The sequence below is a fragment of the Pontibacillus salicampi genome, from assembly GCF_042434395.1.
Taxonomy (GTDB): Bacteria; Bacillota; Bacilli; order Bacillales; family BH030062; genus Pontibacillus; species Pontibacillus salicampi.
The window spans coordinates 39,710-52,425 of sequence record NZ_JBHLTP010000001.1 but is presented as its reverse complement, the minus strand read 5'-3'; the positions used below and the strand labels follow the sequence as shown (position 1 = coordinate 52,425).

Annotated in this window: 13 protein-coding genes; 12 read left to right on the top strand and 1 reads right to left on the bottom strand. The window is 41.5% G+C overall.

Annotated elements, in window-relative coordinates; genetic code table 11:
- Positions 1–227 precede the first annotated feature (227 nt).
- The 8 genes from ACFFGV_RS00270 (at position 228) to ACFFGV_RS00235 (ending at position 7,611) form a co-directional block, all read left to right on the top strand.
- Complete coding sequence (locus ACFFGV_RS00270; RefSeq protein ID WP_377344502.1) at positions 228–1,013, top strand: hypothetical protein; 786 nt, start codon at positions 228–230, stop codon at positions 1,011–1,013.
- The gene (gene sipW / locus ACFFGV_RS00265) at positions 1,006–1,569 is read left to right on the top strand and encodes a signal peptidase I SipW (protein WP_377344501.1); all 564 of its coding nucleotides are present in this window, start codon (positions 1,006–1,008) and stop codon (positions 1,567–1,569) included. The genes ACFFGV_RS00270 and sipW overlap by 8 nt, the downstream gene beginning before the upstream one ends.
- Before the next feature lie 60 nt (positions 1,570–1,629).
- Positions 1,630–2,223 carry a TasA family protein gene (locus tag ACFFGV_RS00260; RefSeq protein WP_377344500.1) on the top strand — a complete coding sequence of 198 codons (594 nt, stop codon included), beginning with the start codon at positions 1,630–1,632 and terminating at the stop codon, positions 2,221–2,223.
- 31 nt (positions 2,224–2,254) lie between these two features.
- Positions 2,255–3,919 carry a M4 family metallopeptidase gene (locus tag ACFFGV_RS00255; protein ID WP_377344499.1) on the top strand — a complete coding sequence of 555 codons (1,665 nt, stop codon included), beginning with the start codon at positions 2,255–2,257 and terminating at the stop codon, positions 3,917–3,919.
- A 208-nt stretch (positions 3,920–4,127) separates the two neighbouring features.
- The gene (hpaB, locus tag ACFFGV_RS00250; RefSeq protein WP_377344498.1) at positions 4,128–5,555 is read left to right on the top strand and encodes a 4-hydroxyphenylacetate 3-monooxygenase, oxygenase component; all 1,428 of its coding nucleotides are present in this window, start codon (positions 4,128–4,130) and stop codon (positions 5,553–5,555) included.
- Between the two features lie 120 nt (positions 5,556–5,675).
- Positions 5,676–6,038 (top strand): GntR family transcriptional regulator, encoded by a 363-nt coding sequence (locus ACFFGV_RS00245; protein ID WP_377344497.1) that lies wholly within the window; start codon positions 5,676–5,678, stop codon positions 6,036–6,038.
- Entirely contained in the window at positions 6,039–6,914 is an 876-nt protein-coding gene (locus ACFFGV_RS00240; protein ID WP_377344496.1) for an ABC transporter ATP-binding protein, read from the top strand. It abuts the gene before it with no gap.
- A complete protein-coding gene (locus ACFFGV_RS00235; RefSeq protein ID WP_377344495.1) occupies positions 6,907–7,611 on the top strand; it encodes a hypothetical protein in 705 nt (234 codons plus the stop codon). The genes ACFFGV_RS00240 and ACFFGV_RS00235 overlap by 8 nt, the downstream gene beginning before the upstream one ends.
- Positions 7,612–7,799: 188 nt before the next feature.
- On the opposite strand, the gene ACFFGV_RS00230 is transcribed toward ACFFGV_RS00235, so the two are convergent.
- Positions 7,800–9,002, bottom strand: coding sequence for a cytochrome P450 family protein (locus ACFFGV_RS00230; RefSeq protein ID WP_377344494.1), 1,203 nt, complete (start codon positions 9,000–9,002; stop codon positions 7,800–7,802).
- A 241-nt stretch (positions 9,003–9,243) separates the two neighbouring features.
- Between ACFFGV_RS00230 and ACFFGV_RS00225 the strand changes: the two genes are divergently transcribed.
- The 4 genes from ACFFGV_RS00225 to msrA are packed head-to-tail and all read left to right on the top strand — an operon-like array spanning position 9,244 to position 12,655.
- Complete coding sequence (locus ACFFGV_RS00225; RefSeq protein ID WP_377344493.1) at positions 9,244–9,783, top strand: DM13 domain-containing protein; 540 nt, start codon at positions 9,244–9,246, stop codon at positions 9,781–9,783.
- A gap of 16 nt (positions 9,784–9,799) precedes the next feature.
- The gene (locus tag ACFFGV_RS00220) at positions 9,800–10,501 is read left to right on the top strand and encodes a response regulator transcription factor (protein ID WP_377344492.1); all 702 of its coding nucleotides are present in this window, start codon (positions 9,800–9,802) and stop codon (positions 10,499–10,501) included.
- Positions 10,491–11,540, top strand: a complete 1,050-nt coding sequence (locus ACFFGV_RS00215) for a sensor histidine kinase (protein ID WP_377344491.1) — start codon at positions 10,491–10,493, stop codon at positions 11,538–11,540. Before ACFFGV_RS00220 ends, ACFFGV_RS00215 begins: the two co-directional genes overlap by 11 nt.
- The gene (gene msrA, locus ACFFGV_RS00210) at positions 11,537–12,655 is read left to right on the top strand and encodes a peptide-methionine (S)-S-oxide reductase MsrA (RefSeq protein WP_377344490.1); all 1,119 of its coding nucleotides are present in this window, start codon (positions 11,537–11,539) and stop codon (positions 12,653–12,655) included. Before ACFFGV_RS00215 ends, msrA begins: the two co-directional genes overlap by 4 nt.
- The last annotated feature ends 61 nt before the right edge of the window (positions 12,656–12,716 follow it).

Here is a 12,716-nt window from a genome sequence, read left to right as displayed (position 1 = left end):
ATGTACCGAACATAGCTCATAATGAAATGTTTATTTCAGACAACCCGTTATCTATTAAGATAGCGGGTTGTTTTGATGTGGTCTGCACTATAACCCATCTTTACTAGAGGGTACTACTAGATTTGTGGTATAAAAATATACCGATTCGGTAATATAAAGAAAATTGAAAATATTAAATAATATAACTAGAGACATACATACACCTCTACATAGAAACGGGGGATTAGGTGAACAGGTTACTATTCCGACTCTTATGTATCGTAGCTAGTATATGTATATCGTTTGGATTGCTAGCACAATTTGAAACTCCCACAACAGCAAAGTTTCTTTCAAAGGAGAAGGAAAATGCAGCTTTAACTCTAGCACCTGTCTTTCCAGATACAGTGGAGCAGCTGGAGGGTAGAACAACATCATCCTTAGATAGGTTACGTGCTATCGTAAACGAGGCGAATCAGTTAAAGGTAACATCCTCGATTAAGGAGCTGGAGCGTACCATTCAGAAGGGGAAAACGTTACTAAACTCAGCAAAGAAAGAACAGAAGCTCATTAAAGCACATTATGAGGAAATGACCTCTTATCATCATACGAAGCAGGAATTCCCCTATGTGAGCAAAGGGATAAGGACTATCACCTCCCTGTACAACAAGTCCAACAACCTACAAACGGATTCTATTCAACGTAAGATTGAAGAGCTAGAACGTAAAAAAGAGCAGCTTGTCGCCAAAGCGCAGGTTAAGAAAGAGAAGCAGCAGACAAGTGAAAGAGAGACACCCAAACAGAAGAAAGAGAACCTAACGGAAGAGACTGGGAAAGCTTCTACTATAAAAGAGCAAGAACAGGCGGAAGAGGATGCCGGTGTACCAAAAGAGGGTGAAGGCACTAAGCAGCAACCTGAAGAAACAAAAGCTCAGTCACAACAAACCAAGGAACCATCAGTCTCTGAGCAGGACGATACAAACGAGAAGGAAACGCTTAATAATCAGCCATCAAAGGAGAGTGAGAACAATGAATAGTGTGTGGAAATGGGGAAAGCGTATTATATCCTTTATTGGATTAGCTTTCATTCTACTCATGGCCGTGTTTGTCATTACGATGAAAGCCAGCAATGGAGAGCCTTCCATATTCGGGTATCAATTAAAATCAGTGCTGTCAGGGTCGATGGAGCCAGTATTTGAAACGGGGTCAATAATATCTATTAAGCTAAGAGAAGAGGGTGCCTCTTTTGATAAAGGGGATATCATCACTTTTTATGATAGAGATAAAGTTGTCGTAACACACCGTATAACCGAGGTAAAAAAAGCAAGAGATCAATTAGTCTATACCACTCAAGGGGACAGTAATGATGGAGCGGACAAGGATCCTGTTTTAGCTAAGCAGATCATAGGAGAGTACACCGGTTTTACCGTTCCATACGCTGGCTATGCGTTGAACTTTGCCAGCTCGAAGACAGGTTCTGCTGCATTATTGTTCATACCCGGAGCGTTCTTGTTCCTATATGCTGTGGTGACCTTTACCCAAGCAGTTCGTTCGTTTAAAAAAGAACACGCAGCACCTACGACAGGGGAATGACTTCGAACGTGGTTTTCCACCTCGAAGATTAGATAAATAATTATATAGGAGGATGATGAAATGGATTTCTTAAAGAAGATTAGTGTTGGAGTGGTGACAGCTTCCTTAGGATTATCACTAATGGGAGGAGGGACATACGCGTATTTCAGTGATTCGGAAACAACGAATAACACATTTGGCATGGGAGAGCTGGACCTTTCCGTTGATCCGACAGCGATTGTAGAGGTAGATAATCTAAAGCCAGGAGATTCCGTCATGCGTGAGTTTATGCTGACTAACGATGGAACTCTAGATATTAAGTCTATTAACCTACTAACAGATTACACTGTAACGGATAAGGACGGCGACAATGCTAGTGAGGATCTTGGTGAGCATATTCGCGTTAACTTCCTGTGGAATTGGGATAAAGAGAGCGAACCAGTCTTTGAAACAACATTAAGTGAATTGAAATCAATGGACCCAGATGTAGTGAAGAAGGATGTATTTGATCCTCTTTGGGAGAAGCATGGCGGTCTTGATGTAGGGACAGAGAACACGCTGTGGGTAGAGTTTGAGTTTGTTGACAACGATGAGGATCAGAACATATTCCAGGGTGACGATTTAACATTAGAATGGGAATTCCAGGCAGAGCAAACAGATGGGGAAGAAAAGTAAATTAAAAATCTAATTTTTGGAGGGTGATTTTTTGAAGAAGCGTACATTTTCGTCTGCACTTGCTTTAGCGGTTATGGTTGGAAGCTTTGGGCTTGGCACGTCAGCTCAAGCGGAAGAGTCTAATGTGTTAATGAATAAGAAATATGACACGCCATCGTATATGATTGAAAAATGGGAGATGCCAAAGATTCCTTCCATTTCAAAGTCTAAAACCACGAAGGAAGATATAGCCTTTGCTTATTTACAATATAAACAAGACTTGTTAAAGCTGAAAGGAAATATGAAAGACAACTTTAAAGTAATTGATAAGCAGCAGGATAAGGAAAATGGCACGTATCATATTCGTATGGTGGAGCAATACAAAGGCATTCCTGTATATGGTTCTACGCAAACGATAACGATGAACGAAAAGGATGAAGTCAAGGCCTTCTTTGGCCAGGTTGTTCCTCATCTGGAGCAGAAGTCCATCCCAACCAAGGCGGATATTTCTAAGGACGAAGCGAAAGATATAGCAGTGGCTTCGATAGAAGAGAAAATCGGTGAAGTAAAAGCATTTGATGCCAAGCCTTCCAGTGAACTATACATTTATGAGCATAATAATAGTTTTCATTTAAGCTATCTAGTGAAAGCCTCTACCTCCCAGCCAGAACCAGGCTATTGGCATTACTTCGTAGATGCTAAGAGCGGAGATATTATTGATAGCTTTAACGCAATCGATCATGTAAATGGTTTTGGTAAAGGTGTGCTTGGCAACAAAGAAACCTTTGAAATCACGCAGGGAGATGATGGCGGATATTTCTTGTATGATGGCACACGCGGAGAAGGGGTACATACCTTCGATGCGGAAAATATGGATCCATTCCTTTTCAACCTATTCTCCCAATGGCTTGGCTATACGGGAGAAGAGGTAACAAGTGGACATAAATTCTTTAACGACCCGGCTGCTGTAGATGCTCATGTGAATGCAGCTGAGGTGTATGACTATTATAAAGAAACGTTTAATCGAGACTCGTTTGATGGGAATGGAGCAAAGCTCATCTCTTCTGTTCACGTAGGTGAGAATTGGAACAATGCAGCGTGGAACGGTGTGCAAATGATGTATGGGGATGGAGACGGTCAAACGTTCATTCCACTATCCGGTGCTCTAGATGTCATTGGTCATGAGCTGACGCACGCTGTCACTGATCGTACAGCGGATTTAGTGTATCAGGATGAGCCTGGTGCTTTGAATGAATCTCTTTCCGATATTTTAGGTGCGATGGTGGATAGAGATGACTGGTGGATGGGAGAGGATGTCTATACTCCTGGCCAGGAAGGAGACGGACTTCGCTCCCTGAAGGACCCATCTCAAGTACCTCATCCATTTGAAGAAGGTAAAGGCTACCCTGACCATTACAGTGAACTTTACACTGGGACATTAGATAATGGAGGCGTACACATCAACTCAAGCATTAATAATAAGGCGGCCTACCTGTTATCTGAAGGAGGTACTCATTATGAGGTAGAGGTAGAGGGAGTTGGCAGAGAGGCGACGGAACAAATTTATTACCGAGCATTGACGAAATATTTAACCGATACGTCCAACTTCAGCATGATGCGCCAGGCTGCTGTACAATCAGCAGAGGATTTATATGGTGCTTCCTCCCAAGAGGTTCAATCGGTCCATCAAGCATATGACGCTATAGGCGTAGAATAATAGAGGAAATAAAGGGTGCCCTCACTCCCCAGGGCATCCTTTTTCTTTATTCTAGAGAGAAACGAATCTGATAAGAATATTACCAAGCCTAAGGCTCTGGTCAGAAGCCCCTTTATCTGGAAAAAATGTCTCCCTTTTCACACTCCGCCATGAACCTAATAAAATATGATATCGATAGCTTTCGCACAACAACATCAGGAGTGATGGTATGCCAGTGATATCAGGAGATGAGTATAAAAAGAGAATAGACCGTATGCATGCAGAGATTTGGCTGGATGGCAGCCCTATCCAAGGGAGAATATCCGAACACCCTGCTTTTCGAGGAGCAATTAAAAGCCAGGGAGAATTATATGATTTACAGCTAAAGCATAAGGATGTCATGACATACACGTCTGATAAGACAGGTAATGCAGTGGGAGCTTCCTTTTTAATCCCAAGAACGAAGGAAGATCTTGAGAAAAGAAGGCAGATGGTTCAGGTTTGGGCCCGGCACACAGGGGGATTAATGGGAAGAAGTCCAGACTATATGAATACAGCCATTACAGCCTATGCTGCATCGAGTACTGTTATCAAAGGGGAAATGAACAGCTACCCTGAACGTCTAACTGCTTTTTATGAAATGGCAAGAGAGCGAGACTTATCCTTTACCCATGCTTTTGTAAGCCCTCAATACAATCGATCCTCGTTAGCGATATTGGAAGATGATTGTACCAATGCGAGAATCATTGACACAACTGAAGAAGGCATTATTATGCACGGAGCTAAGCTGCTGGCGACTCAAGGTGGCATGACGGATGAATTATTTGTATTATCTGCACCAGGAAAAATCAGCCATGAAGAAGCCTATGCGTTCTCCATCCCATCTAACACAAAGGGGCTAAAATTTATCGCAAGGCAATCACTCGTTGGCGATGACTCCGCTTTTAATTCCCCATTGTCCTCTCGGTTTGAAGAGATGGATTCGGTTGTAGTATTTGATCATGTCCTTGTTCCGTGGGAGAGAGTGTTTATCCACGAAAATATTAAAGCTGTGGACGATCTTTATAATAAGGGCAAATTTGTACCGTTAACCCTGCATCAGATATGCTCCCGCCAAGCTGTCAAAACAGAGCTATTATTAGGAATTGCCCAATCTATGGTCGAATCCATTGAAATCGGCGAATATCAGCACGTTCAGAGTAAAGTATCCGAAATTATTACCGGTCTGGAGACACAGAAGGCCCTGCTACTAAGCGCTGAAGCAACTGGAAAAGTGGATGAGGATGGGGTTTTCCTGCCGAATCGTCAGCTTCTGTACGTCGCTATACATCAATTTCAAAATCTTTATCCACGGTACACGGAAATTGTGCAATTGCTTGGTGCCAGTGGTATGATTACCATCCCTACCGTTAAAGACTTCAACTCCTCCATCGCTCCTGAATTAGACACGTACCTCCAATCAAAAAAGCATACAGGACGGGAGAAAGTAGCATTGTATCGTCTCGCCTGGGATTTGACTATGAGCTCGTTTGGAACGAGACAGACGTTATATGAAAGATTCTTCTTCGGAGATCCAATCCGGGTGTCCCAAATTATGTATCAACAATATGATAAGTCGGATGCTACCGCATTTGTTCAATCATTTTTAGAAAAATAAGGCAGCCTGTACAGTAATGTACTGGCTGTTTTTTGTTATTTTTTCCAAAAAGGGTTTGACTTTCGGGTAGGTTAGTTATATGGTTAGTTACATAAGTAATGAACCAAAGAAGGTGGAAGTATGGAGCAGGATTTGTCCGTTGACAAACCAATTTTTCAACAGATTGCTGAAAAAATCTCAGCTGGTATATTGGATGAATCTATGGCAGAGGGGGATCGTATCCCCTCTACTAATGAAATTGCTAAATTTTATCAAATTAATCCAGCTACAGCAGCAAAGGGTATCAATTTATTAGTGGATGAGGGAGTCGTATATAAGAAGCGGGGGATTGGCATGTTCGTAGCCGATGGGGCAAGACAGATCGTTTTAAACAAGAGAAGAGAGGATTTTTATCAGGACTATATTATTCCATTAAAAGGGGAAGCAGATAAACTAGGCATATCCAACGAAGACATACATCAGCTTCTAGAGGAGGAACGGTAAATGAACATACAAAGTAAAGCACTATCTAAAAAATTCGGTTCTTTTTATGCGCTGCACGATGTAAATCTATCGTTGGAGGAGGATAAAATATACGGTTTGCTTGGGAAGAATGGTGCTGGTAAGACTACACTTATGCACCTCATGGCTGGTCATCTTCTTCCTACTAGCGGCGATATTTTATTAAATGGTAGTTCCCCCTTTAATAATAGGGCGATAACAAAGGACGTTTGCCTTATTAATGAAAGCAGTAATTTTAAACGGCGGTTGAAGGTGAAAGACATATTATACATTGCCTCTCAATTTTACCCGAATTGGTCAGCGGATACAGCCGAACGGTTATTGAAACAATTCAATCTGAAGCCTAAGCTGAATACGAAGGGGCTTTCTAAAGGGATGGAATCAGCCCTTGGTATTATAATTGGGCTGTCCAGCCGAGCAAAGGTAACTATTCTGGATGAACCATATATTGGATTAGACGCGTCTGCACGCTACACATTTTATGACATACTGCTGGAGGAATATGAAGCATATCCCCGAACCATCATTCTCTCCACCCACTTAATTGATGAGGTAAGCAACCTATTTGAAGAGGTAATGATTCTAAAGGAAGGCAGCCTGCTGCTTCATGAGCCAGCTGATGAATTAATAGAAAAGAGTCTGCACATCAGTGGGAAGAAAGAGGTCGTTGATGCTTTCTGTGAAGGGAAGCACATCCTAGGTGTCAAGGAGATGATGGGCAGGAAGACTGCTAATCTATTTGATGAGAATCTTTCTATTGAAGAGGCTGTTTCAATGGGGTTAGAAGCAGAGCGTATGACCATTCAAGATATAACGGTTCATTTATCAGGATCAGAGGAGGAGCTATCCCATGCTTAGAGATATGAAAGCACTCATCCACTATTTTATTGCCGACTATCGTTTTTCCTTTATTGTCTTTTTTTCCATAATGTCTGCTTCGCTAGCAGGCTTTACTATAGTTAGTATATTCATGGAAGGAACGGATATCATCGTATTTACAGGTCCGATTGTACTCATTTTTGCAGCTATTTCTGGATTTTATATGACGAAAGAAACATTCCCCTTTTGTATAAGGCTTGGAATTACCAGGGGCAGATATGTAGCTGGAGCAGGTATATTCATTTTGTTGCTGTCGCTTGCGTTATCAACGGTTCATTTCGTCCTTAATCGTATTTTCTCAGCTATACTAGAAGTGAGTAACTATACGAGTATTACTCATTACACGATGCTAAATCTCTTACATTTAGAAAATACGGTGCTAAATGAAATTGGATTATTAGCTGCATTTAGTTTTCTAGTTCTTTCTGTTAGCTTTCTACTAGGATCAATCTTCTATCGATATGGCATGGTAGGAGGATTCATCACTTTATCAGTTCTGTTCATTATTCTTGCTGCTCCTGCGACAAGACAGCCGCTTATAGATATGTTTCTAATTGTGCAGGAATCCGCAATTGAATTTCGCTATTGGGCGCTGCTGCTATTCCCATTACTAGCCTTCCTTCCAAACTGGACCCTGCTCCGAAAAGCCACCACCATAGCGGCCAGAGCGAGGTAATATGGAACATACAAGGAAAGAAGCCTCTTTTGGGAATTGTCCCGAAGGAGACTTCTTTTTATTTGGCTCTGTTCATGTCTCATTAGGTGTGTACAACCTCTTATGCGGCAGGATTCGGGATATGTAGGAAAAAGGTGTAACCAATCCTCTCTCCTGCGGAACCCACCCAGTTCTCCTTACGAGCTACCCTAGGTTAATTCAACCTCAAGCTTTTCCAGTCCGCGAAGGAGAAAGATTTCCTTCCATTTAGGCTGAGCGGATGGGGCGAGGTGGATATATGGAAAGGCTGTGAATAGAGTTTGTAAGGCGATTTTCCCTTCCAATCTAGCGAGCGGTGCCCCTAGGCAGAAATGGATACCTAAGCCAAAGGCAAGGTGCTGATTGTCCTTTCTAGTGATATCGAACGTATCCGCCGCTTCAAACTTCGCTTCATCTCGATTTGCAGAGCTTAAGGAGGCTACCACAAAATCCCCCCGTTTTATTTCTTTACCGCGAAAGCTCATATCCTCTCCAGCCCAGCGTGCAGTAGAGAAATCAACAGGACTGTAAAAGCGAAGACCTTCTTCTATAGCAGACTCTATGAACGAGTGATCTTCCTTCAATTGCTTCAGCTGATCTGGATGCTGAAATAAAGCATACATCGTATTAGCAATTAAATTTACAGTTGTTTCATGACCTGCAATGATAAGCAGCACGACCATGGAGTACAGCTCCTGGGTATGGAGCTTTTCCCCTTCCTCCTCTGCCTGAAGCAGCTTAGAAATGAGGTCGTCTTGTGGATTATTTCTCCTTTCTTCGAATAATTTAGTTAAGTACGTAGAGAAGGCTTGAACATCTTCTATAAAGCTTTCCTCAAATTCATCAGCTGCAGCGACGATAGTATTCGACCATTGTCTGAAGGAATTCCTGTCCTCTGCCGGTACTCCTAGCAGCTCACTAATGACGATAATTGGTAATGGAAAAGCAAAATCATCAATTAAATCAAGAGGACCATCTTTATGTCTCATTTCTTCTATTAATGTGTCTGCTACGGTTTGTATTCTTGGCTCCATTGCCCGAATGGATTTTGGATTGAAAAAAGGCTGGACTAGCCTACGGAGTCTTGTATGATCAGGTGGGTCTACATCTAACATCATGTGCTGGAAGATATTTATTTCCATATCGTTAGGGTTCTTTTCTCGTTCGGCTGGTGAGAATAACTTGGATTGATCCTTTATAAAGCTTTGGCTTTTTAAAAGCTCCTTTACATCATCGTAGCGTGTGATGAGCCAGGAAGTATGGTTATATTGTTTGGACATCGGAAAGATTGGGTCTTGGTGACGGATCGATTGATAAAAAGAGTAAGCCCCTCTTTTAAAATTGGAATGATACACCGTTTCTATAGGTTCCATCAAATTTCCCCCTGTCAGTTCATTACATCCAGTATAACGAAAGCTCATGTAAGCGCTCAATTGGGAGCTTCCCAAAATTGGTAATATCTATCTAATGACCTATTCAGCGGTGAATCTTATCCGGTTATCTCGTACAATGGAAGTATAAAAGAATTTATAGAAATTTTATCTTTTCCTTACGATTTAATAATTACTTTCTTTTAAGGTGTAGGTATAGTCCTTAGAGGAGGGGAAGCTCTATATGAAGAAAGTGATGTATTTTGGCTCCGGAATAGCATTAATTGGCGTTTTATTAGTAGGCTGGTGGCTTGTGTCTCCACTATTTTTGGATAAAACAGTGGAAGAGGATTTTCCAGCTTCAGCTGACAATTCTTCTGAGAATGAACAAAATGATACGATGAAAGAGGAAACAGATGAAGAGGAACAAACAGCAGAGGAGAAAACAGAACAAGCTAAACCCTCCGCTCACCTAACAGGTTCCTTTCAAGGAGCAGATCAGCAGCATAATGCAGAAGGAAAAGCCGAATTCTATAAAGATGAGCAAATTATTCGATTTACACAATTCCAAGCTACGAATGGACCTGATTTATATGTCTATCATGTAAAAGCTGACCAGGATCCAGCACAAGGTACCTCGCTTGGAAAGCTGAAAGGAAATAAAGGAAGCCAAAACTATGAAATTCCAGAAGGATTGAATGTGAAAGATGGAGACCAAATAGTCATTTGGTGTAAAGCATTCAGCGTAAGTTTTGGTCTAGCGGAATTAACCAAAGGCGAATAAGGAATGTGGTGAGTCATTGCATTATACAATTTTACTAGCCGAAGATGATGAGAATATTGTAGATGTGTGCCGTCGGTATCTCGAGAGGGAAGGGTATGAGGTGCTCATAGCCAGAGATGGCATGGAAGCGATGGACACTTGGAAAAAGAAGAAACCAGATGCTGTTATTTTAGACATAATGATGCCGTATAAAAGCGGATTAGATATTGCTGAAGAAATAAGGTTTGACGATGATATCCCTGTTATGCTCTTAACGGCTCTAGGTCAGGAAAAAGACCGATTGTTTGGTCTATCTATCGGTGTAGATGATTACATTACGAAACCATTCAGTCCAAGGGAGCTTGTTTTACGTTTAAAGAATGTATTACGAAGGTATGACCGTCCTGCTAAGCAGAAAAGTAAACACGTTTCCTTTGCAGACGTTACGATTGATTATAGCAGACGCCTTGTTACGAAGGGTGGGAAGCCGGTTGAGATGACAGCCAAGGAATTTGATTTGCTTTGGTTTTTTATCGAGCATGAAGCCCAGGTTTTCTCTCGTTCTCAATTATTAGAGAAAATTTGGGGCTATGAATATGAAGGCGATACGAATACAGTTAATGTACACATTCGTAAGCTGAGGGAGAAAATTGAAGAGGAACCGGCCCATCCTCAGTTTATCCATACGGTGTGGGGAATTGGCTATAAATTTGAAGGAAGGGATTCGTATGAAGCTTAGGACAATCCTGTTAGCTTCCAACCTATTATCCATATCCATTATTATAGCCTTCCTGTTAATTAGTTATATTCGAATGTATCTTCCCACAGACGTAGTTATCCTGCTATCAAGCATTACAGTGGGAGCGGGAATTATCTCGGTTTTATCTCATATGATGGTAACTCACCCGCTATTAAAAGGCTTCCAACAGCTCACTGAAAAATCTAAACGTATATCGGAAGGGCAGTTTGATACTAAGCTTGAAGAAAAAGGCCCGAAGGAAATTAAGGATGTAGCGGCTCATTTTAATCATATGGGAGATAATCTGGATGAAATGTTTCGAAAGGTGAAGCAATCAGAAGCGTTTAAACAGGAGCTAATCGCTAATATCTCTCATGATTTAAAGACGCCAATTGCTTCCATACAGTCGTATGTGGAAGCGTTACAGGATGGAATTATTAAAGATGAGCAAACAAGAGAGGTATATTTGCAAACCATTCAAAATGAAACAAATAGACTTTCCTTACTCATCCGGGAGTTATTAGATTTATCTCAGCTGGAACAAAACCAGATGAATGTAGCAATGGAGGTTGTTCACATTGATCAATTGATATTGGAGACATTGCAGGAATTTGAGATAATCATCCGCGAAAAGGACATTACGATGGATGTGGATATTCCAGAGCACCCTCTCGTTTTGTATGGTATTCCTAATCAACTAAAGCGAGTACTCAGTAATCTAGTGGATAACGCTATTCGTTATACGGGAGAGAAGGGCCGCATTCAGCTTCAGGCAGAACAAGAGGGAACACAAACAATCTTTCGTGTTTCAGATAATGGACCTGGAATTTCAGAGAAGCATCATCAAGACATTTTTGAACGATTTTACCGTGTTGAAAAATCTAGGAACAAGCAGTATGGCGGCTCCGGATTGGGGCTTGCCATTAGTAAAGAAATAATTGAACACCATGGGGGAGAGATTAATGTAGAGAGTGCCATAGGAAAAGGAACGACGTTTTGGTTTACTATCCCCCATGAGAAAAAGGAGGAGCATGCATGAGAAGAAAAAAGACAATAATTGGTGTACTAGCTGTCCTTCTAATTGCTGCTGTGTTTGGCCCAATGGCATATAACTATTTATTTCATCGATCTACAGGGAGTACGGAAGTGAAGGCTGAGGAATATGAAGGAGTAGCTACGTTTGCAGGAGGCTGTTTCTGGTGCATGGAGCCACCATTCGAAAAATTGGAAGGTGTAAGTGACGTTATATCGGGCTATACGGGAGGAGAGATAGAAAATCCATCCTATAATGATGTTTCCTCTGGAACGACTGGACATATAGAAGCAGTACAGGTTCATTATGACCCAGATCAGGTTAGCTATGAAAGATTGCTGGATATCTTCTGGCGACAAATCGATCCAACTGATGCAGAAGGCCAATTCGTTGACCGAGGAGAGCAATATACGACCGGCATTTTCTATCACAATCAGGAACAAAAGCAAGCAGCGGAGCAGTCCTTACAGGAATTAAAGGAATCTGACCGGTTTGAGGAAGATATTGTGACCCCGATTACAGAGGCGAGCATCTTCTATAAGGCAGAGGAATATCATCAGAACTATTACGAGAAAAACCCAGTCCGCTATAAAATTTATAGAAAAAACTCTGGCCGTGACGCATTTTTAGACGATGTATGGGGGAACGATAGAGAAGTAACTGTGCCGACTACACAAACAAACAATGCCACCACGTATTCAGAGGAAGAGTTACAAGAGAAGCTTACAGATATACAATATGAAGTAACGCAAGAAGATGGAACTGAAGAGCCCTTTAACAACAAATATTGGGACAACAAGGAAGAAGGAATATATGTAGATATCGTATCTGGAGAGCCTCTCTTCAGTTCAAAGGATAAATACAAATCAGGAACTGGCTGGCCTAGTTTTACAAAACCACTGGAGGAAGCAAATATTGTGACCAAACCAGACCGAGGATTATTTGGTACCCGTACAGAGGTACGAAGTAAAAAGGCTGATTCTCATCTCGGACATGTATTTGAAGACGGCCCAGAACCAACCGGACTGCGATATTGCATGAATTCAGCAGCTATGGATTTTATCCCAAAGGATGAGTTGAAAGAGAAAGGGTATGGTGAATACCTCTCCTTGTTTGAATAATAATGACTGATAAAAAGAGGGTGTAACAGGAACAGAAGCTCCTGTCACACCCTTTAGTTTG

What these genes read in the sequence shown, in the direction of transcription:
- sipW (WP_377344501.1), top strand. Translation starts at nt 1,006, where the DNA reads ATGAATAGTGTGTGGAAATGGGGAAAGCGTATTATATCCTTTATTGGA.
- ACFFGV_RS00260 (WP_377344500.1), top strand. Translation starts at nt 1,630, where the DNA reads ATGGATTTCTTAAAGAAGATTAGTGTTGGAGTGGTGACAGCTTCCTTA.
- hpaB (WP_377344498.1), top strand. Translation starts at nt 4,128, where the DNA reads ATGCCAGTGATATCAGGAGATGAGTATAAAAAGAGAATAGACCGTATG.
- ACFFGV_RS00245 (WP_377344497.1), top strand. Translation starts at nt 5,676, where the DNA reads ATGGAGCAGGATTTGTCCGTTGACAAACCAATTTTTCAACAGATTGCT.
- ACFFGV_RS00240 (WP_377344496.1), top strand. Translation starts at nt 6,039, where the DNA reads ATGAACATACAAAGTAAAGCACTATCTAAAAAATTCGGTTCTTTTTAT.
- ACFFGV_RS00235 (WP_377344495.1), top strand. Translation starts at nt 6,907, where the DNA reads ATGCTTAGAGATATGAAAGCACTCATCCACTATTTTATTGCCGACTAT.
- ACFFGV_RS00230 (WP_377344494.1), bottom strand. Translation starts at nt 9,002, where the DNA reads ATGGAACCTATAGAAACGGTGTATCATTCCAATTTTAAAAGAGGGGCT.
- ACFFGV_RS00225 (WP_377344493.1), top strand. Translation starts at nt 9,244, where the DNA reads ATGAAGAAAGTGATGTATTTTGGCTCCGGAATAGCATTAATTGGCGTT.
- ACFFGV_RS00215 (WP_377344491.1), top strand. Translation starts at nt 10,491, where the DNA reads ATGAAGCTTAGGACAATCCTGTTAGCTTCCAACCTATTATCCATATCC.
- msrA (WP_377344490.1), top strand. Translation starts at nt 11,537, where the DNA reads ATGAGAAGAAAAAAGACAATAATTGGTGTACTAGCTGTCCTTCTAATT.